Origin of the sequence: Paenibacillus sp. TC-CSREp1, assembly GCF_050171015.1 — a bacterium.
In the GTDB taxonomy this organism is placed as follows: Bacteria; Bacillota; Bacilli; order Paenibacillales; family Paenibacillaceae; genus Paenibacillus; species Paenibacillus silvae.
Genome location: NZ_JBNOKM010000002.1, coordinates 269,188 through 291,396, shown reverse-complemented (window position 1 = coordinate 291,396; position 22,209 = coordinate 269,188). Strand labels below are relative to the sequence as shown.

The 22,209-nt window shown below is 46.2% G+C and carries 21 protein-coding genes; 18 read left to right on the top strand and 3 right to left on the bottom strand.

All coding sequences use genetic code 11. The features are described from left to right. Positions 1-114: 114 nt before the first annotated feature. The gene (locus ACQSGY_RS03890) at positions 115-1,305 is read left to right on the top strand and encodes a PLP-dependent aminotransferase family protein (RefSeq protein WP_427050734.1); all 1,191 of its coding nucleotides are present in this window, start codon (positions 115-117) and stop codon (positions 1,303-1,305) included. Positions 1,306-1,433: 128 nt separating this feature from the next. Here ACQSGY_RS03890 and ACQSGY_RS03885 read toward each other — a convergent pair whose 3' ends face one another. Next, complete coding sequence (locus tag ACQSGY_RS03885) at positions 1,434-1,859, bottom strand: MaoC family dehydratase (protein ID WP_216513836.1); 426 nt, start codon at positions 1,857-1,859, stop codon at positions 1,434-1,436. A gap of 199 nt (positions 1,860-2,058) precedes the next feature. On the opposite strand from ACQSGY_RS03885, the gene ACQSGY_RS03880 reads away from it, so the two are divergent. The 8 genes from ACQSGY_RS03880 to ACQSGY_RS03845 all read left to right on the top strand — a co-directional run bounded on the left by ACQSGY_RS03880 (position 2,059) and on the right by ACQSGY_RS03845 (position 10,554). Beyond that, positions 2,059-2,937 (top strand): AraC family transcriptional regulator, encoded by an 879-nt coding sequence (locus ACQSGY_RS03880; protein WP_427050733.1) that lies wholly within the window; start codon positions 2,059-2,061, stop codon positions 2,935-2,937. 84 nt (positions 2,938-3,021) lie between these two features. Continuing rightward, a complete protein-coding gene (locus ACQSGY_RS03875; RefSeq protein ID WP_248061836.1) occupies positions 3,022-4,299 on the top strand; it encodes an ABC transporter substrate-binding protein in 1,278 nt (425 codons plus the stop codon). A 111-nt stretch (positions 4,300-4,410) separates the two neighbouring features. Continuing rightward, positions 4,411-5,301, top strand: a complete 891-nt coding sequence (locus tag ACQSGY_RS03870; protein ID WP_111271208.1) for a carbohydrate ABC transporter permease — start codon at positions 4,411-4,413, stop codon at positions 5,299-5,301. Between the two features lie 15 nt (positions 5,302-5,316). Beyond that, entirely contained in the window at positions 5,317-6,198 is an 882-nt protein-coding gene (locus ACQSGY_RS03865; RefSeq protein ID WP_184181410.1) for a carbohydrate ABC transporter permease, read from the top strand. A 159-nt stretch (positions 6,199-6,357) separates the two neighbouring features. Beyond that, positions 6,358-7,938, top strand: a complete 1,581-nt coding sequence (locus ACQSGY_RS03860) for a spore germination protein (protein ID WP_427050732.1) — start codon at positions 6,358-6,360, stop codon at positions 7,936-7,938. 32 nt (positions 7,939-7,970) lie between these two features. Then, positions 7,971-9,086 (top strand): GerAB/ArcD/ProY family transporter, encoded by a 1,116-nt coding sequence (locus tag ACQSGY_RS03855; protein ID WP_289373089.1) that lies wholly within the window; start codon positions 7,971-7,973, stop codon positions 9,084-9,086. A 4-nt stretch (positions 9,087-9,090) separates the two neighbouring features. Next, on the top strand, positions 9,091-10,290 hold the full coding sequence (locus tag ACQSGY_RS03850) for a Ger(x)C family spore germination protein (RefSeq protein WP_427050731.1): 1,200 nt from the start codon (positions 9,091-9,093) through the stop codon (positions 10,288-10,290). 42 nt (positions 10,291-10,332) lie between these two features. Further along, a complete protein-coding gene (locus ACQSGY_RS03845; protein ID WP_216513842.1) occupies positions 10,333-10,554 on the top strand; it encodes a hypothetical protein in 222 nt (73 codons plus the stop codon). An 87-nt stretch (positions 10,555-10,641) separates the two neighbouring features. Here the strand turns inward: ACQSGY_RS03845 and ACQSGY_RS03840 are convergent, their stop codons facing one another. Continuing rightward, positions 10,642-11,922, bottom strand: a complete 1,281-nt coding sequence (locus ACQSGY_RS03840) for a stalk domain-containing protein (protein ID WP_427050730.1) — start codon at positions 11,920-11,922, stop codon at positions 10,642-10,644. Positions 11,923-12,186: 264 nt separating this feature from the next. On the opposite strand from ACQSGY_RS03840, the gene ACQSGY_RS03835 reads away from it, so the two are divergent. Both ACQSGY_RS03835 and ACQSGY_RS03830 read left to right on the top strand, forming a co-directional pair. Next, positions 12,187-12,555 carry a hypothetical protein gene (locus ACQSGY_RS03835; RefSeq protein ID WP_427050729.1) on the top strand — a complete coding sequence of 123 codons (369 nt, stop codon included), beginning with the start codon at positions 12,187-12,189 and terminating at the stop codon, positions 12,553-12,555. A 17-nt stretch (positions 12,556-12,572) separates the two neighbouring features. Continuing rightward, the gene (locus tag ACQSGY_RS03830) at positions 12,573-13,805 is read left to right on the top strand and encodes an exo-alpha-sialidase (protein WP_427050728.1); all 1,233 of its coding nucleotides are present in this window, start codon (positions 12,573-12,575) and stop codon (positions 13,803-13,805) included. A gap of 95 nt (positions 13,806-13,900) precedes the next feature. Here the strand turns inward: ACQSGY_RS03830 and ACQSGY_RS03825 are convergent, their stop codons facing one another. Then, on the bottom strand, positions 13,901-14,326 hold the full coding sequence (locus tag ACQSGY_RS03825; RefSeq protein WP_427050727.1) for a hypothetical protein: 426 nt from the start codon (positions 14,324-14,326) through the stop codon (positions 13,901-13,903). Positions 14,327-14,543: 217 nt separating this feature from the next. Between ACQSGY_RS03825 and ACQSGY_RS03820 the strand changes: the two genes are divergently transcribed. The 7 genes from ACQSGY_RS03820 (at position 14,544) to ACQSGY_RS03790 (ending at position 22,072) form a co-directional block, all read left to right on the top strand. Next, positions 14,544-14,852 carry a hypothetical protein gene (locus ACQSGY_RS03820; RefSeq protein ID WP_427050726.1) on the top strand — a complete coding sequence of 103 codons (309 nt, stop codon included), beginning with the start codon at positions 14,544-14,546 and terminating at the stop codon, positions 14,850-14,852. Between the two features lie 159 nt (positions 14,853-15,011). Continuing rightward, positions 15,012-15,626, top strand: a complete 615-nt coding sequence (locus ACQSGY_RS03815; protein ID WP_427050725.1) for an esterase/lipase family protein — start codon at positions 15,012-15,014, stop codon at positions 15,624-15,626. Positions 15,627-15,731: 105 nt separating this feature from the next. Then, positions 15,732-16,727, top strand: a complete 996-nt coding sequence (locus ACQSGY_RS03810; protein WP_427050724.1) for a helix-turn-helix domain-containing protein — start codon at positions 15,732-15,734, stop codon at positions 16,725-16,727. A gap of 123 nt (positions 16,728-16,850) precedes the next feature. Next, positions 16,851-17,645, top strand: coding sequence for an SDR family NAD(P)-dependent oxidoreductase (locus ACQSGY_RS03805; RefSeq protein WP_427050723.1), 795 nt, complete (start codon positions 16,851-16,853; stop codon positions 17,643-17,645). 223 nt (positions 17,646-17,868) lie between these two features. Further along, entirely contained in the window at positions 17,869-18,609 is a 741-nt protein-coding gene (locus ACQSGY_RS03800) for a LytR/AlgR family response regulator transcription factor (protein ID WP_427050722.1), read from the top strand. Between the two features lies 1 nt (position 18,610). Beyond that, on the top strand, positions 18,611-19,909 hold the full coding sequence (locus tag ACQSGY_RS03795; protein WP_427050721.1) for a GHKL domain-containing protein: 1,299 nt from the start codon (positions 18,611-18,613) through the stop codon (positions 19,907-19,909). 111 nt (positions 19,910-20,020) lie between these two features. Next, the gene (locus ACQSGY_RS03790; protein WP_427050720.1) at positions 20,021-22,072 is read left to right on the top strand and encodes a serine hydrolase domain-containing protein; all 2,052 of its coding nucleotides are present in this window, start codon (positions 20,021-20,023) and stop codon (positions 22,070-22,072) included. Positions 22,073-22,209: the final 137 nt, after the last annotated feature.

Genomic DNA, 22,209 nt, shown 5'->3' with positions numbered 1-22,209 from the left:
AACGAGTACATGACTGTTTAGCAAATCGAAAAATACTCGTATAATAGAGTCTGATGTATCATGGAGAGACAGAAGACAGAGAACAGATCAGATGCCGAGAGGATGTTAATGAAGATGAATTATACCTTTTCCAACCGGATTGCGTCATTGCAGCCGTCCATTATTCGTGAAATTTTGAAGGCCTCTTCAGGTCAAAATGTCATTCCGTTCTCAGCGGGCAACCCCGCACCGGAAACATTTCCGATTGAAGCGATCCGCAGCTTCACCCAAGCGATTCTGGAGCAAGACCCGGTTACCGCGCTGCAGTATGGCATTACCGAAGGTTATGTGCCGCTGCGCGAAGCACTCCAGCAGCATCTGGAGCGTAATTTTAACACAGGCAAGCCGTCTGACCAGCTCTTTATTGTGTCAGGTGCACAACAGGGAATTGAGCTTGCATGTAAAGTGCTGTGTAATGAAGGAGACACGATTATCTGTGAAAGTCCAAGTTTTATCGGCTCCTTGAACTCCTTCCGGGCTTCCGGTGCGAAGCTGGCAGGTGTGCCGATGGAGATGGACGGTATGGACATTGAGAAGCTGGAGCATGCGCTGCAAACGGAGCCGAATGTGAAAATGATCTATGTGATTCCAAGCTTTCAGAATCCAACAGGCGTAACGACCAGTCTGGAGAAACGCAAAGCGATCTATGAGCTGGCGAAGAAATATGGCGTGTTGATTCTGGAGGATAATCCATATGGCGAGCTTCGATTCAGCGGTGAGGACGTGCCAACCATCAAGTCAATGGATGAAGAGGGAATCGTAATCTATGTAGGCTCCTTCTCCAAAATCCTGTCAGCGGGTCTGCGCGTTGGTTTTGTTCAAGCCCCGCATGAAGTGGTGGAGAAAATGGTTGTTGCCAAGCAGGGCGAGGATGTACATACGGCTATGCTTCCGCAGATTTTGGCGCATCGCTTCATGACAGAATATGATTATGCCGGTCATATCCAGCTTATTCGCGAGGTTTATCGGAGAAAGGCGACCTTGATGATGGAGAAGCTGCAGGAGCATATGGGTGACGCCGTGACCTATACACGCCCCGATGGCGGACTGTTCCTGTGGTGTGATCTTCCTGCACATGTGCCGATGGTGGAATATGCCAAAACTGCGGCTTCGCAAGGGGTGGCTGTTGTGCCAGGCAATGCATTTCTGGTGAATGAGCAGGACCCTTGCAATGCGATAAGACTCAATTTCTCGACACCGTCTGACGAGCAGATTGTCAAAGGTGTCGAGATTCTTGGACAAGTATTGCGAGGTTCGTTCTCGTAAAAACAAAAAGCATGACGAAAGCCGCCCGCTGGCGGCTTTTTTGCTGTTCAGCACATATGAACATACAGTGATTCACGGCGGGGACGAATATGCAGCACTGCATGTCAATGCGATCAAGCTGCTGCCTCTTAATTATCAACCAGTGCACTCAGCTCTGCCCGAAATACGTTCTGTCCCTTCTGATTGTAGGTGCTCAGCAGCACGGTTACTGTGCCATTGCCTGCTCGTCTGGGACGTAGTTCAATCACCTCGGCGATCACATGCAGCTCATCCCCCGGATATACAGGCTTGAGAAATTGAAGCTGATTCATGCCTGTGCCGGCAATGATATGTTCACCATAGATGCCCACATCAATCCACAGCCTGAACGATACATTCAGCGTCTGCATCCCCGAGGCAATCAGCCCGCCGAAACGTCCCTTTTTCGCTTTTTCCTCATCAAGATGCATATACTGCGGGTCGTACATCTCCGCGAAACGCATAATATCCTCTTTGCTCAGAGTAACCGACGCCGTCTCGTAACGCTGTCCCACTTTAAATTCGCTAAATTTCATGTTTACCACTCCGATTCTTAGATGTTCACTGCTTATATTATCACGTCTGTATGGCAAAGCCCTAACCAGAGAGCTTGAATCAGTTGATTTGGATATGCAGCCCAATTTTAGTTAGAATAGGAGAGCAGGGTGAGTACATTCAGGCATATGAATAGAAACATAAGGCAGATGTGTGTGGAAAAATGAGGAGGCGAAGCATATGGGCGTACCTACTTTTCTGGAAACAGGTCACATGGCCGACGGGTTTCCCATTCGGTTAATTTATACAGGTGCACAATTCAATTATGCCGCACATTGGCATGATGAGGTAGAGCTTGTGGTCGTGAATGGAAAGAAGGCACGGATTGGCGTGAACGAGCAGATTCTGGAGCTGGGCCAAGGAGATATGCTACTGATCAAGCCGGGGGATGTACACTATTTTTTGCCGGGAACCGAACGCTTGACGATTTTGCTGTTTCGGCTTGAACTATTGACCGGAAGCTTTACAAGTGAAGTGGAGATGCAGGAGCTGGGGGCACTTTTTAATCAAACGACTGTAATTCCAGCCAGCAGTCAGGGCAATCCGGGACCGTATGTAGAAGCAATTGCTGCCGAGAAAAAAAATCAGAGACCCGGTTACCGCTGGCTCATGGTATCCCGGTTGTACGATCTGATCGTACTGCTGCTCCGTACAGCACCTCCGGCTGATGCGAACAATACAGCACCATGCCTGCCCTGCGGATTACCATCCAAAAAGTTCGAGTTTCTTGAAGCGGTCTGCGAATATCTGGAGGAGCATTACGCCGAGCCGATCAAGCTGGAGCAGGTGGCAGAGCATATGAAGTTCAGCAAGTTCCATATCTGCAAGCTGTTCAAAGAGATCAAGGGCATCACGCTGATGGAATATTTGAATCATTTTCGCATTATCAAGTCCGAATGGGCACTGCTGTTCCGTCAAGACTCCATTCTGGAGATCGCGATCAGTCACGGATTTAACAATGTGAACTCTTATAATCGTCTTTTTAAAAAATACAATAACTGTACACCTTCCGAATTCCGCAAGCGTCATCGGTCCAATATCGCAAAATATCAAGGATGATTGACAATATTTGTGGAGAAAGCTCTCGCTCAAATTCATATACTCAAGTAAATTGTAAGCGTTTCCTTTTTGGGGAGGGTACTTATGAAGAGATGGTTTAAGCGATGGGCTATGCCGGTTATGGTGCTTGCAGGTGCAGTCATGGTGTTCACAGGCTGCCAGACGGGAGCATCGAATCATACGAAGCAGCAGGAAATCACGGTCTGGAGTTTTACGGATGAGGCAGGCTATGCCATTGAGAAATTCGAAGAAAAGTACCCGGATATCAAGGTGAATTTTGTGAATATACCGGGTAACTTTTACCTCACCAAGCTCAAATCAGCACTCCAGACCAGCTCCAAAGCCCCGGACGTATTTATGATTGAAAACGCCAATATCAGAGAGCTGATCGATGTGCCTTATCTGGAAAATCTGTCACCCCCGCCGTATAACGCGGGCGAACTGATCAAAGAGCAATATCCTTTTGTACAGGCCAATGAGAAGGATAGTGAAGGGAATGTAAGAGCGATTGGTTATCAGGGAACACCTGGAGGCATCTATTATCGCCGCGATCTGGCGAAGGAATATCTGGGGACGGATGACCCGGAGAAGGTGAGTGCACAGATAGATTCGTGGGAGAAAATTTTTGCGATCGGAGAGAAGGTGCAGGAGCAGAGCGGCAACAAGGTGCATGCACTTGCCAACTGGAACGGTATCGCGAACTCATATGACGGCATTCCCTGGGTGAAGGACGGCAAGCTGGTTATTGATCCCACGTACCTGAAGGTGCTTGATCTGGTTCGTGAGGCGCGTGAGCGGCGTGTTCTTGCTGAATACGAGGATGGAAGTGCAGGTTACGCAGCATCTATGCAAAAAGGTGAAGTGATGTTTTATCCCGCTGCGACTTGGGGGCTGCAGTTTACATTCAAAGCGAATGCACCGGATACCGAAGGGTTATGGGGTTTGGCACACGGCCCATCCTCCTTCAGCTCAGGAGGGACTTATATTGCGATGTACAACAAGAGTGACAAGAAAGATGCCGCTTGGAAATTCATTGAGTTTTATAACTTTAATCATGAGTTTCTGAAAGGACTGGCGAAAGAGCAGGATTATTTTACGAGCAACATGGTGGTGAATGATGAGCTGGCAGAAACGCTAACCTCGGCTTACCTTGGCGGACAAAAGCATTTTGAATTTTTCTCGGAGGCAGCCAAGCAGGTCCCGGTGTACGAACGTACCAAATATGACGGCATCATCAATACGGATATCTATAGAAACCTGCTGCAGCTGTATCTGAACGGTGATATCCAGACGAAGGAGGACGTGGTGAAACGCATCAAACGTGATGTGCGCCTGAGATTCCCCGAGCTAGAGGTGGAGTAGGAGTAAGTTGAACCACAATGGTTACACCAGCACTCCGATGACAGAACAACCTTTCAATCACGAGATTCATGAGAGCAGTCATATCCAAGTTGATCATGGGGAGGACAGCACATGTTTGCCAAAACACTTCGCAAGGACCACTATGGCTATTATTTTATCGCTCCGTTTTTTATCATCTTTGCTATCTTTGGACTGTACCCGATTCTGTACTCGCTGTATATCAGCTTCACGAATTTTGACGGTATAACCACGCCAGAGTTCGTCGGAATTGGTAATTATGTTGCTGTGCTTCAAGACCCGCTTTTCTATAAAACGCTATTCAACACACTTTTCATCTGGGGTGTCTCGGTCGTGCCGCAGCTGACAGTGTCGCTTGTGCTGGCTTTTATTTTGAACGACAAGCTGCTGAAGGGACGGGATATTTTCCGGGCAGTTTATTTTTTCCCAAACATTGTTACAGCGGCTTCGCTGGGTTTGCTCGTCAGCCTCATTTTTGATTGGCAGTCGGGAGGACTGAATCACTTTCTCGTTCAGACTGGGCTGATTCAAGACCCGATCAATTGGAAAAATGACCCCTGGTTTATGCGCCTGATTGTATCATCCATTCTGTTCTTTCAATACTTTGGCTACTCGATGGTCATCTATCTGGCAGGTCTGCAAGGCATTGACCCGGCACTGCAGGAGGCGGCCCAGATTGATGGTGCGAAGAAAAAGCATATCTTCCTGCACATTATCGTGCCGATGCTCAGACCGATTATTTTGTTCCAGATCATTACGTCGATCATCGGAGGCATTCAGATTTTTGACCAGCCGTTTACACTGACCAATGGCAACGGCGGGCCGGATCGGGCTGCGATGACCAGTATTATGTATCTCTATAATGTTGCGTTCCAGAGCACACGATTTGGTTACGGCGCTGCAATCGCGTTCTGCCTGTTTATCATCATTATTTTGTTATCCGTTGCATCGTTTATCATGACCAAGCGGAAGAGCCGTTCATAGGGAGGGAGAGATTGTATGCAAACTGCTAAGGTTGCCGCGCAGCGAGAGGCCGTGCTTCAGCATCATGCTCTGCGCCAGCGGCTGACATTGGGGAAAATCCTCATTTATCTGTTTCTGATCGCCCTCGCTGTATTGTGTGTCATTCCGTTCTACCTGATGCTGATCTATTCTACACATAACAATGCATCGATTGCATCCAGCTTTACGTTTCTGCCAGGCACATATCTGCTGGACAATTATGTGAATATGGCGTCCAAAATTAACATCTGGCGCGGCTTCGCCAACAGCTTTTTTATCGCTGGCAGCTCTACGGTGCTGTCGCTGTATATCGGGGCGCTGACCGCCTACGGATTTGCCAAGTTTAATTTTAAAGGCCGTACCGGTCTGTTCCTGTTTCTGCTCGCAACGATGATGGTTCCGGGCCAGCTGGCACTCATCGGGGTCTATCGGCTTTTCAGTACACTTGGCCTGCTGGACAGCTATGCGGCTATTATTTTACCTGCGGCAGCAAATGCGTTTAATGTCTTTTTTATCAAACAGTTTATGGAAAGCAGCATTCCTGACGAGATCATTGAGTCATCCCGGGTGGACGGTGCCAGTGAATTCAGAACATTTAACCAGATTGTGCTGCCCATCCTTGGGCCAGCCATTTCGGCACTCGGTATTTTCACGTTTATCGGATCATGGAACAATTTCCTCACCCCGCTCGTATTGTTTTTCTCGCTGGACAAATATCCGCTTCCGGTGCTGGTTGCCCTTGTACAGGGCTATTACGGCATGGACTATGGATTGCTGTATCTCGGGGTGGCGATTTCTATTTTACCGATTATCGTGGTGTTCGCAGTGTTCTCGAAGCAAATTATCGGGAGTGTCGCACTAGGTGCTGTTAAAGGATAGCTATTATCTCATCAGACATACAATTTAAAGGATTTACCTGAAAAGAGTCGCTCCCCGAGCGGCTTTTTTGTCATGTTTGCTGCATATTTGTGGTCACGGAAGCAAATGATATCTTTTACTGAGAATACTTGGACGATGCCGTGGGAAGGGGTGAAGCTCATGAAGGGTACAAACCAGACTTCAAAGTCAGAACCGCAACAAGAGTCGAAGCAAGGCTCAGATCAAGAGATGGAACAAGGTACGTCAGACCAAGAAAAATCAAACCAAGATGCAGATTCAGATACGAAAAAAAATAAAGATCAAAATTCGAATGAAGAAGCCAATTCAAAGAGCAAGCCGAACGAGGCTGCATATCAGGACCTGCCTTTGACAGGCCATCTAGTAAACGATGAAAATACACTGCGATCTGTATTTACTGACTGTTCAGATGTCGTATTTCATTCCTTCGAAACGGCGGGCTTCGTCTCGGCACTCTGTGTATACTGTCTCGGTCTGTGTGATACGGAACGTCTGGAACGTCAGGTGTTAACCCCTGTTCAGGAGATTGGAATTGAAGCAGCCCAGGTACCTATGGCATCGGTCAAAACAGTAGAAACGCCAACACAGGCAGCTGAAGCGATCCTGGAAGGAGAAGCACTGCTTCTACTAGAGGGTTCTAATGTTGCAACGGTGTACCCGCTCTACAAAGCAGCTAATCGTTCGACGGAAGAGCCATTAGCGGAATCCACCGTGCGGGGTGCCAGAGACGGATTTACGGAAGCCCTGGCAACCAATCTTTCTTTGGTTCGCAAACGACTGAAAACACCAGCGCTCAAATTTCGTACTCGCACGGTAGGTGAACGCTCCAATACAAGTGTTGCACTGGCCTATGTGGAGGGTGCCATTGACTTCAAGCTGGTACAGGAAGTAGAGAAAAGGCTGGATAATCTTAGGGTTCGAGACATTCTGGAAAGTCAGTATATTGAAGAAGATATCATTGATCAGCGTCACTCTCCATTTCCACAGATGATTGCCACTGAAAGACCGGATGTCGTTACCTCCAACTTGCTTGAAGGTCGTTTTGCCATTTTTGTTGATGGTACCCCCTTTACTTTGATTGCACCTGTAACGTTATTTTCCATGCTGCAATCTCCAGAAGACTACTATCAATATGCATTCATGAGTGTATTTCTACGTTGGCTAAGATACACATTCTATGTGTTATCGCTCTTGCTTCCATCAGCTTATGTGGCGATAACAACCTTTCATCAGGAGATGATTCCAACTGTACTGCTGCTCAGTATCGCCAAAGCGAGAGAGGAGATTCCTTTTCCGGCTTTAGTGGAGGCGCTAATTATGGAGATCGCTTTTGAGGCGCTGCGTGAGGCAGGGGTGCGCTTGCCCAAGCAGGTCGGTTCTGCTGTCAGCATTGTTGGCGCCTTGATTATCGGTCAGGCAGCCACCACAGCAGGTATTGTATCCGCACCGATGATCATTATTGTCGCAATTACGGGGATAGCGTCCTTTATGATTCCGCGTTACGCCGCCAGCATTGCTACTCGTTTGCTGCGATTTCCGGTCATGATTCTTGCAGGAACGCTGGGACTGATAGGTGTCATGCTGGGCATTATCGTAATCGTTATCCACCTCAGCAGCTTGCGCTCATTTGGCACACCGTATCTGTCGCCGCTTGCACCAACCATGTCCAAGGAAGTCAAGGATGTATGGTGGCGCCCGTCACCGTGGAATAAAACACGTTAATTCATAACCGGATTGGAAAAGGAGGGAAGATCATGTTACCTGATCAAGGAAAAATATCCGTAACACAGCTGGCATTCATGATTTTCCCGGCTATCCTTGCCACAGCAATCCTGTCTGTTCCCGGAATTACGATGCATTATGCCGGTCATGATATGTGGATGACACCAGCAATTGGGGCCATACTCGGGATTGCCAGTATTGGAATATCGCTTGGACTGCATCGGATGTATCCGGGAAAGACCCTGATTCAATCCAGTGTGTTAATTGCTGGTAAGATTCCGGGCAAGATGTTAGGACTGATATACATTTTATTTATGCCCCATCTGACGGGGTTGGTTGTGCGCGAATATGGCGAATTTATTGCTAACAATGCCCTGCCGCGAACACCCATGTTTGTGATTATGGGGACGATGATTATCGTTTGTGCAATCAATGTAAGACTCGGCATTGAAGTGGTGGGAAGGACTGCACAAATTTTTGTTACGCTGGTGATCGTGCTTCTGGCATTAATTTTTGTATTGTTAATCGGTGAGCTCAATCCTGCCCAGCTGTTCCCGTTTATGGAGAATGGTCCGCTGCCTGTCCTGGAAGGAGCTATGGCGCCGGGGGCATGGTTCAGTGAGTATATCGTTATTGCTTTCTTGATGCCTTATGTCAATCGAAAAAAAAGAACGGTACACATTCTATTCGGTTCTCTGATTCTGACGACAGTCGCGATGACCGTCACCAATGTGTTTTGTCTGTTTTTGATCGGAGATTTGACGGATACGTTTGTTTTCCCGGTTATGATAGCTGCCAGATACATTACGATAGCGGACTTCCTGCAGCATATTGAATCGGTGATTATTGCCATCTGGATTTTTGGTATCTTTGTCAAGATTTCTGTGTTTCTGTATATCTCGGTTACTGCAACCGCAGAGTGGTTTGGCATGAAAGATTATAAACCGCTGGTATGGCCATTGTCCCTTTTGTCCATCGTTTTTGCCTATTGGGTAGTTACAGAAGGCGCCGGTTTATCCAGCTTGATTACAGCCTCCGCCAATCTCTATACCATCAGTGTGTTATTGGTGCTGCCAGGCCTTACGTATGGTCTGGCATGGCTGAAAAAGGGGTGGTCGCATGTGCGCAAGAAACAGGCGAGTCACTGATCAGATGATGGGAATCGTACGGACATGGCGCATGTTAATAACATTCGTATCTGTGCTGTCCTGCGTAGTGTTAAGCGGCTGCTGGGACCGGATTGAAATTAACGATATGGCGATTGTGATGGCTACAGGTGTTGATTACGAGAATGACAAAGTTCATCTTACCGCTCAGATTTTCGTTCCGCGAAAAGCGGGTGGAGGAGATAGTACCGGGGGTGGCGGAAGTCCCAGTGGAGTGACATTAATCCGTACAGCTGAGGGTCAAAACATCGCAGAGGCTCTGAATCGTTTGCAGCGTAAAGTTCCGAGAAATATGTTCTGGGGGCACTGCGAAGTCATTGTGATTAACGAGGATGCGGGCAAGCATGGACTGCGTGAGTATATTGACTTTTTTCTGCGATACCCGCAGATCAGGGAGCATGCTTATGTTTTTTCCACGACAGAGTCTGCCAAAGGAATACTGGCCTTGCTTGATCCGTTGGAAAGAAGTTCTGCTGAAACTTTGCGTGAGATGGCTAATTTGAGGCTCGGTACCCGAACGACAGTGCTGGAGCTGGCAAAATCCATTGAAGGGCCCAGCGAATCGGTCATTTTGTCGCGTATGCTGACTCTGCCGTCGGAAGATGAGAAGGACAAACTCGCAACAACACCTTATCTTAAAGGATTAAGTCTTTACAAGAAAGATCGTTATGTTCGAACCATAACGGAACCGATGACAGTCGGTGTGCTGCTGCTTGCCAAAGATCTTAACAACATTATTATGCCCGTGGAATTCCGGTCCTCCAAAGGTTCTTTTTCTATCCAGCCGCTAGACATTAAAACAAAATTAAAGCCAAAAATCGCCAATGGCCAGTGGCGAATGCTGGTTAATATTGAAACCCAGGGAGAAGTTTTGCTGAACACAACGGATGGTGACCTGACAGACCCTTCCGTTCTGAAAGAGCTGGAACAGGAGTGGGGAAAAAAGCTTCAGGAACTGGCTCAGGCTGCGCTGCATCTGTCACAGCAGGAGATGCGAGCAGACTTGTACCATTTCGCGGTTGAATTCCGAAGATTCTATCCGCAGCAGTGGAAAAAGCAAGAGAAGAACTGGGAGAAAATCTATCCTGATCTTGATGTACAGATTAAGGTAAAGACCAAGGTTGTGCGTTCGGGCAAGTCAACCGGACCACAGGGTATTCCCGATGAGAACGAAAAAAAACCATAGATCCTTTTTATGAAGTACACATGCAGGAAGGCAGGGAGCGTTATGATCAAACTTGGCTCGGTTCTTGGAGTGCTGCTGTTGGCAGCAACCATCATCTATGTTGAATGGAAAAATAGTAAAGAGAGCAAGGTCAGGTGGATTGCAGGAGGGATTACAGCAATCAGCGCGGTTATTGGTATCCTGCTGCTCTTTAATCCACGTTTGCCTGGACCGAGTGCAGTAGTCAAGCTGTTATTTGGCGGTGTGGATAAGGTAATGAAATAGAGGAATATTACATGCAAAAGAGAATCACACGTTCAAAGCGACATGTGATTCTCTTTTACATTTATATGATTGCGAGTAGAGGTTCCTCTACTCTTTGATAACAGAGTCACGGATAGCGTCTTCCATTCCCGAACCGTGCAAGCGGAATATGCCCAGTCGCCAGAAGGCGGCTCCTTTAAGATCGTAACGTTTGGCAAGTCCCAGCTTGTCATTCACGGACGAAGATGTTTCACTGTTCAAATTGATACCGAGCAGCAGCTTCTCTTTCGGTGCACCCGCCTGCAGCGCAAGCTGAATGGCTTGATCGACCAGACTGTTCGGTTCAGGCACCTGAGCTTTGGTCCCCACAGGATTGTATTGATACGCCATAATGATAAGGTCGTCTGCGATGGACGCAAGTGTTTTGTAATCGTATCCTTTATAAGCACTATTAAGTGGAGGAAGGGCCAGAGAAATGGAAATGTTGGACGGAAGCACCTCTCTTAGCTGCTTTACATATTGATTAAGCAATTGCTGCTGCCGGGATGCATCCAGCTTGAAGCCAAGTCCCTCAAAATCAAGCACCACACCGCCAAAGCCATACTCCTGAACAGCTGCCTGAATGCCGTCCATCGATTTTTGCCGTAACGTGCTGTCACTCAGCATTTTCGTTAATTCTCCGTTTCCATCGAGCGCATACACCATCAGACTCGGCTGAATTTGCTGTTCAGCGGCACCAGCTACGATAGATTCAGGTGTGACCTCACCAGCAGCGGGCGGAATCTGATATTCTTTGCCTTCCAGTGTAAACTCACCATCCCGGTCAATCCGGCTCCAGCCAAAAGCAACCGAATTCATAGAGGGTAACAGATCAATCTCGTGGTATGATCTCACGGCATAGAATGCCCGAAGGTGCATCTCACGCTGAGGTGACACCATAGAGACGGTTCGTGTAGCCTGATTCCATCCAGTACGTACACCGAACTGGCTACTGAACGAGCTGAGCGGAATGAGCACACGTCCTTCACGCTGCACAGGGGCAGCAGCAAGCTGCACTTTGGTACCATTTACAGTGGCTGTTTTACTTCCCACCTGAAGCACAACCTTCGTTGTTTTTCCTTTCAATGTACTCACCGCAGTTACGGTCTGTGTTTTGCTGTTCCAGTTAATATCGATGCCAAGAGCTTCTCCGACTGTACGGAAAGGAACATACGTTACCCCTTGATCAATACGCGGTGCTGCATCGAACGTTAAGGGTACATGATCCAATTGAACGGAAATGGCGGGAGCGGCAAGAAGTTTATCGGCATGGGTTGCGGGTACGCTGCCCATCATGGACAGAGTCAGCAATGCTGTAACAGCGATTTTTCCAGTACGTTGCATGAACATGAATATGCTTACCTCCAGGTGTGGTTGTTTTCGTATGCTCAAATGAATTATTAGGAACACATATCATTGATTTGAATTCGACTCAGCATTATGGTTCTACAAGTCTATTAATTAAATTTGGCAAGTTTATTGATCATAGGAATTAGCCAAATCTATCATAACAAAATTTTCATATTGTTCCAATACGAGAAAACATAGAGTGTGCATAACACAAGCTTAACGGAAAGTATAGTGGAGTATATGGTGCGAAAGGAGTGTGACTCTTTGCCGAACTCTACTGGATTTATCTACAATCCGCCTTCAGGCCCGATCCAGTCTACGCAGATTATTGTCACTTGCATTAATGACTCACTTAATGCTCCTGTTAATGTTGAACTGGAAGTATTCAGATGGGATACTGCACAACTAGCACGGGTTCCTATTGGTCATGATTTAGTTGAGATCTTGCCTCAAGCAACAAGAACCTTCATCTATCCGTTGATTAACGCTGCCTTTTTTGAAGTGCAAAGTGATTTTTTCAGTGCGACGAGCACAATCATTCATGTCTATGGCGTTGATTCTACTGGCCAGATTATACAGCGCATCCTTCAATCAGAAATGACGTTAATTGACCGGTTCACGAATATCCCTTAGAAAAAGAGGTGATGAAATTGGCTGTTGTAAATATTACCGGTGCTTTGGGAGGTAACCAGTTTGAGCCTTCCATTGCGGTCAACACATTGAATCCCGATATTATGTGTGTTGTTGCTGTGGATACCAGTACGGGGCCGACGCTTACGGGATTTTATCGTTCCATCGACGGTGGAGTGACATGGTCAACAACGATACTTCAGCAACCGGCAGGTTACTCTGGGTCGGAAGCGCCGACAATTGACTATACTTTTCCAAGCACATTTATTGTTACTGTACATTTGTTTAATGGAAACAATGATGGCACAATTGCCAGTTATACATCGTTTGATGACGGAGCCACGTTTCAGCCACCAGTAATTGTACAGCTGGGATTTGGAACTGTTGTACATAATGATGAGCCATTCATCGCCGTGGATCGATCACCAGGCAGTCCATACAGAGGTCACGCTTATGTAGGCTACACACCGCTTGCAACAACTTCTTCTGCTATTTTTACGCAAAGGTCTGTCACACAGGGTCTGACCTGGGAAGCACCGGAACGACAGTCCAATCCACGGGGAATTCATGACAGAGCTACACTTGCTGTTGGCTTCTCGGGTGAGGTCTATGCGGGTTATATTATTACTGGACCTGCCAGTCCCTCAGCACTATTACGGATATCCTATGATGGCGGAATTACGTATCTGCCACCAATTGCAAGGCAGTCCACGTTTATTTCTTCAGTGGTGCCTGCACCCTCACCATTGCCTGTACCGAACTATAATTTTCGAGTGCAGACCAATCTGAGCATGGGTGCAGATATTTCTAACGGGCCTAACAGCGGAACAGTTTATGCAGTATGGAATGATGCCCGTGCCGGATATACAGATGTTTTACTGTGCCAATCTCCGGATGGACTTCTTTGGACTGATCCTGTCAGCATTACTGCCGCACCGGCAGGTACACAGAACTTTTTTCCATCCATCACCGTTTCTCCATTTGCGGGAACGATACGGGTAATTTACTATACGAATCGAATTGATGGATTTCTGCTTGATGTATTTGTTGCAGAGTCCTTTGATGGCGGAGTGAGCTTCAGCAATCGTCGTCTGACAACAACGTCATTTAATCCAAATGGTGTTGCACCGGTGCCAACGCCATTAATCGGAGACTATATTACGGCTGCAACATATGCTCCGGATAATCTGGCCGCCGTGTGGATGGCAACCACGCCGCCAACGGGCAAGCTGGATGTCTATTTCGGCAATTAGCTTAACGTGCAAATGCCCCATTCCTGTTCTCATAATCCAGATCTAGATCACAGGATGGGGTGTTAGTCATTAAAAACCAAAGCTTAATCTGATACTTAATCTGAAACGATAAATCCGTCAAAATTTTCAGGACCTACCCGGACGGTGCCAAGCAGATTGGTAGTGATAAATGCAGTATAGGTTAGCTGCGGAGTAATAGGGGGATTATAGTCATTGGCAGAAAATATGATGACCTCAGGCACAATCAATCCCCGGAGAGCATACCTGTGATTCGCAGAATAAATGAGCGGATCGGTTGCGGCAGTCCCTCGTACAATCGTAATTCGGACTTGAAAAAGCGCGCGTGGAAGCTCGACTGTAATCGTGCCTTTCAGAGAAACTCGCGGATTGGGACCTGAGCCTGCAGTCAATAACCCGATCTGTGCAAATAATGTAGGTGTATTAATGGCGGGAATAGGAATGGCGATGGAATTAAAGGTAGGTGCATTCACTGACACTCTCGCATCAAGTAATTGGGTCATATGATATTCCTCCTTATCATTCAGATAGAATACTATATTCAATGCGGGTACGTTCGTATGGACGAGCGCTCATGATGATCTAAATTGGGAGATTCAGGTACATATAATCTAAACAATCTTGACATGTACTTTGACATTCGCAGAATGAAATGAGAAAATACGTTGTTATGAAATGAAGCAGAGAATACAAATTAAATGAAGTTGGGGGCATAGCAAAATGAATCAGCGCTTTAAAATAACCAGATCGATGCAGGAAAACAATCCGGAACAACAAATCTCTCTGGAAGAATGCAAAGCTTACTTTGCCTCCAAGCCGGAGTTCACTTATTCCACGGTGCTTAATATCGTTGGAGCGGAGAGTACGATGACCATTGAAGGGGATTTCTTTATGTGGGAGCATGAAGGACAACAGCATCCGTTCCGGTTATATATGGGGGAGTTATACGTTGCAATTTCGAATGAGGCGATCGTTCCAGTGATGATGGAAGCGGCGTCACATCTGCATGCGGATATCGTCGAGGGATAGTCAGGCAGTGTAATGGGTCATGCGACATGGGGAGGACACCGCTGTTTCGACAAAATCATTAGAAGTTAAAATCATACTCTTTTGGTGAAATGAGACTAAAGTTCCATATATTTTCCATTTTCTTAATTGTAAAATATGGGTATCTCATTTCACAGGAGGATGATCTGTTTGAGAAAGTTAAAGCTGTTGTTAATGGTTTGCATGAGCATGGTCTTTATTTTTACTTTGCCTGGTTTTGGACAGAGTTTGAAGGCTTCTGCTGCAACCGAACGCACGCCAATCGTTTTTGTCCACGGTTTAACCGGGTCAGACAGCAATTTTGCTTTAATTGAGAGATATCTGCGGGGTGAGGGATGGTCGAATGATGAATTATTTGCCATTGATCTCCCGAGCAAAGCAGGGAATCAACTGTTAAACTCTGCGGCAATCAGCCGATTTGTGGACGATGTGCTTCAGCAAACGGGGCACTCCAAAGTACATATCGTTGCTCACAGTATGGGAGGAGCCAACAGCCTGTATTACATACTGAACCGTGGAGGCATTGATAAAGTGGATAAACTGATTACGCTGGGCGGAGCGAATCGACTGACAACAAGCAGAGCACCAGACGGGATTAGAGTTACCTCGATCTATTCAACGAGTGATACCATTGTATCGCCTGCATTATCCAGACTGGACGGCGCGAACAATATTTCGGTTAATCTGGTGACTCATATCGGGTTGCTCTATAACTCAAGGGTCAATGCCTTGATCAAGGCGGCTCTTATCGAATAGCTGTATATAAGACACGATTGACCACTGTTGGTCAGTCGTGTTTTGCTATATAGAGGGTAAGACAGAAGCTGAATTCCCTGACACATAGCAAAGGAGTTTATAACCATGAAGGCTGCTTTTTCACCTGGGATTAAAATACATCCCGGCTTCTGGGATAGTTTAAATCAACTTGGCATTACAATGCACGATATTGCGGAAGAGGCCGATGTGATTCCTTCCTCTATCCATGAATCCGAGGTCACTCAGGAACAATATTTCTCCATATGGCAGGCCTACTCGAACCTTGTTGGAGATACGGCAGAAGCGATTGTCAGACTGACAAAATCATTTGAGGTTTCTAAATATCCACCGAGCGTACTGGCAGCTTATCATACCAGGGATTATCGGGACGCACTGGTGCGTATGACACGGTACAAGCAGATATGTCCCCCGGAGCGTCTGCATATGAGGGAAGCAGGTGACCGGTGCTTTATTCAACTGGATTGGCATCATTCCGAAGAAGGGCCTGCACTCCTGATTGGCACAACGTTGGCATTTCTGCTTGAGCTTGGCAGACGGGGAACAGGACAACCTCTGGTTGCTGAATTGGTTGAATTCACACATCCGATGGGAGATGTGAAAACGCTTGAAGCCTTTTTTGGATGTGAGGTTCATACAGGCTCTCGATTGAATCAGTTGACGTTGAACAGACTGGACCTGGACTTGGCGTTTCAGTCTTACAATGTGGAGCTTCTGGACATATTGACCCCGATTCTTGATAAATCTTTGGCTGGCCATCCATACCAATCCTTGTCCGAGATTGTGAAGTGTATCTTCAAGCGGAATCTTTCAGACAAACCTCTTGATATATATACTATTGCAAGAGAATTGCATATGAGCGAGCGCTCCCTTCAGCGTAAACTGATGCAGGAGGGTACCACCTTCAAACAACTGTTGACCGAGGCGCGTCACGAGCAAGCCCGGGCATATCTGTCCGATCTCTCACTTAATATTAAAGAGATTGCTTATTTGATCGGTTATCAGGATCAAAATTCATTTTATCGTGCTTTCCGTACCTGGGAAGGAGATACGCCGTCCAATTGGCGTGTCAGGCATGTGTGATGGCGCTCGGGACTAGTTACGGAGCAGCGCAGATTCTGTAATATCATCCTTATCCGAAACACGCAGCTGCAGCTGCTGAGTTGAATCTCGGACAGTTTTTACACAAAGAAGGAGATATACAGGATGGATATGGGGTTAAAAGGAAAAACGGCAATGATTACCGGATCAACCAGAGGTATTGGCAAAGGCATTGCCATAGAACTCGCCAGAGAAGGCGTTCACGTGCTCATTAATGGACGGCACGACGATGAGGTTGAGCAAACGGTTCTTGAACTGCAGGCGATGTTTCCTGATACATCTCCGCAAAGGGCAACAGCTGATCTTACAGACCGAGCGGAGAGGGAAGCCTTGTTCGAGAAGCATCCAGAGGTCGATATTTTAATTAATAGCATGGGGATCTATGAGCTGATGAGTTACGAGCAAGTGAGCGATGAAGTATGGGAGACCTATTTCCGTACCAATGTGCTTGCCGCCAACGCATTATGCCGTTTTTATATGCCGGGAATGATAAGCAATGGCGCCGGCCGTATTGTTTTTATTGCAAGTGAAGAAGCAATGATGCCGTCGGGTCAGATGCCGCAGTACTGCATGACCAAGAGCATGCTGTTGTCTCTGTCCAAAACGCTGTCCAAGCTCACGGCCGGAACAGAAGTAACCGTGAATACGATCCTCCCGGGTCCAACCCTTTCGGAGAATGTTCAGAGCATCATCGAAGGCATCTATGCGGATGAATTGCTTGATTTCGAGGCTAAAGAAATTCACTTTATGAAAAAAAATCTGCCTCAATCCGAGCTGCAGCGATTCATCAGGCCGGCTGAAATCGGAAAAATGGTTGCCTTTGTATGCAGCCCATTCGCTTCAAGCTTCAGAGGATCACCCATCCGCATGGATGGCGGTATGGTCCCTACCATTTTTTAAGCCTGTAATTGAAAAAGAAATACAACCAGGACGAGGCAGTGTAACCACTGCATTGTCCTATTTCTTGTGTTCTGGTTTATGGCGCAGCAGAGCTCATCACTGCAATTTTTGCTGCTCAGGGTCTGTTGTATGCACTTCGCCCTTATTTCTTCTACAGCGGAAGACAACATAGTATATTAATAGAATGACTGAATGGATCTGCATTAACGAAAGGCGGGATTAAATGTACCATGTAGCCATATGTGATGATGATGTACAACAGAGGCAGATTGTAAAAAGCATACTGACTAAAATCTCCCTCAAAACGGATATGGAGTTTCATACCATGATGTTCAGCTCGGGAGAAGAGCTCATAACATATTATAAGGACCAGGGGGATACGTTTCATCTGCTTATTCTGGATGTAGAGATGGGTGGTATGAATGGCATACAGACAGCAAATGAACTCAGAAAATTGAAGATCATGGATGTGCAGATCATGTTCCTTACCAGTTATCCCGAGTATATGGTTCAAAGTTTCGATGTCATGACCTTTCAATATTTGATCAAGCCCATTCAAGAGAGCGTATTGGAAGAGAAGCTGATCAAACTTCATCAGTATTTTCAAGCTATGGATAAAAAGTACGTTGTGATTAAATCGGATTACGATGATTTGATGCTGAAATATGAAGATATTTTATGGATTGAGGTCATCAAAAGCCTTACGGTTAAAAACAAGCTAAAGGTAGTTACTAGTGATCATTCTTATGAAACGAAAGGTATTTTATCAGCTTATGCTGCCACGCTGAAAGAGCATGGTTTTATGCAGATTCACCGATCCGTTCTTATCAATCTAATGCATGTACACAAGTTTACGGGAGCACAAGTAACTATGCTGGATGGAACCTCATTGCCCATAGGCCGTTCCAAAATCAAAGAAGTCAAGGATACGTATACCAAATTTATGATCATGAGGGTCCAGTAAGATGAATATTTTGTATCTGGTGCCCATCATTTTTATGACCCTGCTCATGACCTTTCAAGCGAATTATTATTTTGATTCTGTATTGGGCAAGACCAGACGCAAACCTCGCAGAGCAATCTATTTTATTGTGTTTATCCTGTTGAATTTCTTTTATTTGGCTACGCGATTACCTTCAGTTCTGTCAACTGCTCTTGCATTGATCTATATCTTCACTCTGGCCCAATCCTATCGGGTAGAATTGAAGCTGAAGATTATGTTTACGGTTATGTATGCAGCCCTGCTAACAACGGTAAATATCATTTCAGTTTATGTTGTAAGTGAGTTTGACGGCATCGACTACCTTAAAGAGGCTGTCTATGGCCCGGAAGCGATATGGCTGTTCTCCAAAGTTCTACTGTTGGGATGCAGCATCATGTTTGTGGTGATTACCATTGTTCACCTCATTGCCAAACGCCGGAGCTTTGCCGTGCATTATCGGTTTTATGTTTTATTTTTAATTGTAACCGTGATTTCGGTATATCAGATTAATGTCATTTCTATATACAGTGAAAAAAATATCTATTATATTTTTTCGGTGCTGGGCTCCCTTTTTCTCAACGTGTTCATTGTATATGTGTTCGACAATATCGTAGAGAAGGCGCAGCTTGCTCATGAGAATGAACAATTGCAGCGGCAGATGGATTATCAGGATGCCAATTATGAGAAGACCGTACACAGCTTCAAAAGCATAAAAGGTATTATCCACGATATCAATCAACAGTTTCTATATATCGAAGAATGTGTGAAGCGTAATGAGCTGTCAGCAGCAACAGAGCATATGCACGTAACCTTGAATACGATTGAACATGCTTACCAACGTGTGAATAGCGGTAACCTTGTCATTGATGCTCTGGTTACAAATACGCTGGCGGTTGGGCAGGCAAACGGAATTCGGGTCGATACGCGAATACAGCTGCATTCCCAGCATATAGGCATCGAACGATACGATTTGTGTGTGGTACTTGGTAACATTCTGGATAATGCTGTTGAAGCATCCAAAAAAGTACGGATTGCCGAAGATCGCTATATGTTAGTGTCCATTCATTCCACAGCTTCTGCACTGGTGATCCAGATTATGAATCACACAGCATTACCCGCAACGAATCTAAAGAGTGACAAAAAGGATTCAGAATTTCATGGTTTTGGCCTGACTAATATATCCAGAATATGCAGCAAATATGGAGGTCACATGACGATTGAGCAAGGGCAGCGATCGTTTAACAACATGGTTGTTCTTCCTTACAACACAAACAACGTCTGAACTGTCGTTCAGGGGTTGTTTTTTTCCATTCGGGGTTCTTTTCCGCAGGCAACGCCTTGGCCGGGTATGATGAATCCATTCATGTATATCTATCCAAAGGAGGAAGTCTGAATGAAAAGGATAATCACGGTTTTATGTGCCTTCATGCTCGTCATCATGCCTGTATCCGGGGGCAAAGCCCAGGCGGATGCAAAGCAGACAATCCAAGGGAAAGCTAAACAAATCGCTGACATGCTGGTTCAAAATTACGGTGTCACAAGCCTGCAATATGCCATTATGGACGAAGGGGAAATTATTTTATCGGATGGTGCTGGATTTCATGACAAGGCGAGCCACAAAGCCGTGCACAAAGACACCATGTACGGCATAGGCTCCGTAAGCAAAATGGTGGTGACTACTGCGGTTATGATGCTGGTCGATTCTGGTCAGGTTGACCTGGATCAGCCACTTACCACGTATATTACCGATTTCAAAATGGCAGATCCCCGCTATAAAGAAATCACACCGCGTATGTTAATGAACCATTCATCCGGGTTATACGGTTCGCAGTATGGAAACAGCATGCTGTTTGATGATAACGATACACGTAACCACGATGAGTTACTGAGCAAGCTTCAGGCCGAACGGCTCAAATCCAAGCCTGGCGAATACTCGGTTTATTGTAATGATGGATTTCAATTGCTGGAGATTTTGGTGGAGCGCATAAGTGGGCTAAGTTACAGCAAATATGTGGAACAGTTTATCAGTAAGCCGTTGCAGCTGGATTCAACGAAGACACCGCTGGATTCTTTCAATAGAGACAGGTTAGCTGAGACCTATTGGCCAACACTCAAACCGAAGATGCCTGTTGAAAATGCAAATATCATCGGCACGGGTGGCATTTATTCAACGGCTGAGGAGTTGACGCAATTTGCCGAGATGCTAATAGGCAACCGCCCGGAGCTTCTATCGGATGCTTCCGTCAAGGCAATGCAAAGTCCTGAATATCGCAAAGGCATATGGGTATCTGACGAAATCAATTCGTTCAACTTCGGGCTTGGCTGGGATGCCGTTGAGCTTGCTCCATTCAGTGAGTATGGTGTCAAGGCATTGACCAAGGGAGGTGATACGATGATGTATCACGCTTCTCTAATTACAATTCCAGAGCATGACATCTCTATGGCTGTATTATCTTCGGGCGGTTCTTCCGTTTTTGATCAGATGTTTGCCACTAAAGTGTTGCTGGAAGTACTGAAGGAACAAGGCATCATCGACAACATCAAGCCGGATCGCACCTTCTCTGCACCAGTCCCGACCGAGATGCCTGCTGAGCTGAACGATTACTCCGGCTTGTATGGAACCGTTGGAGCAACTACGGAAATCGATATTCAGAATGCAGCATTCACATTACCAGCTATGCTGGGCGGACTGATTGCTGAACAAAATTATGTGTATACAGGTGACGGGTATTTTACCAGCAAGGACGGAAGTGTGAAGGTGAGCTTTGTGAAGGAACGAAATGCTAAAACATATGTGAAAGTTCAAGGGTATCTGACCTTGCCTGGGCTGGGACAAATGAGGATGAGCGCATATGATTATCAAAAGCTTGAGCATAACAAACTGGATGCGGTTATTAGTGAGAAGTGGACTGCACGGAATGGCTTGCGATATTTTGCGCTGGACGAAAAAATTACATCGATCTTCTATCTGCTCCCATCACAGCTGATTAAAACCTTCAAGGTCAATGCAAAGCACGGCTATGTGAATGGGACGAAAATTACCGATGTGAATCATAGCGTCAATGTGGCTGAAATCCCGATCATGAACGGCCGAGATGCTTTTGACTTGGAATTAATGAAGAAACAAGATGCTGAAATTCTCACGCAGAACGGACAGCAGTACATCTCGGAAAAGGCCATTCGGCCGATTTTTAGTGGAAAATCAGGTATTGCAACCATTCCAGCGAACGGTCAGGCACGATGGTATGCCATCGGTGGGAAATCTGCAGAAAAAACGATAACAGTGAATTCTCCGGAGCACGGCGGTTATGCGGTTTATGATGATCAAGGTCAGGTGCTGCAGTTCTCCATCGCGACTGGTGAACAGACAACCAAACTTCCGAAGAAAGGATTTATCGTTTTTGGCGGTAACGCCGGGGATGTCTTCCAGATCCATCAGAAGTAGAGTAAAGCTGCCGTAATGGCGGCTTTTTTCGTCCCTTACTCTTAACGGGCATCATTTGACTTCGAGTTTACTCTAAGGTGTAGACTGTTTATAGAAGTCCCAACCGGGATCAATACTATTAGCAATTACAGTTACTA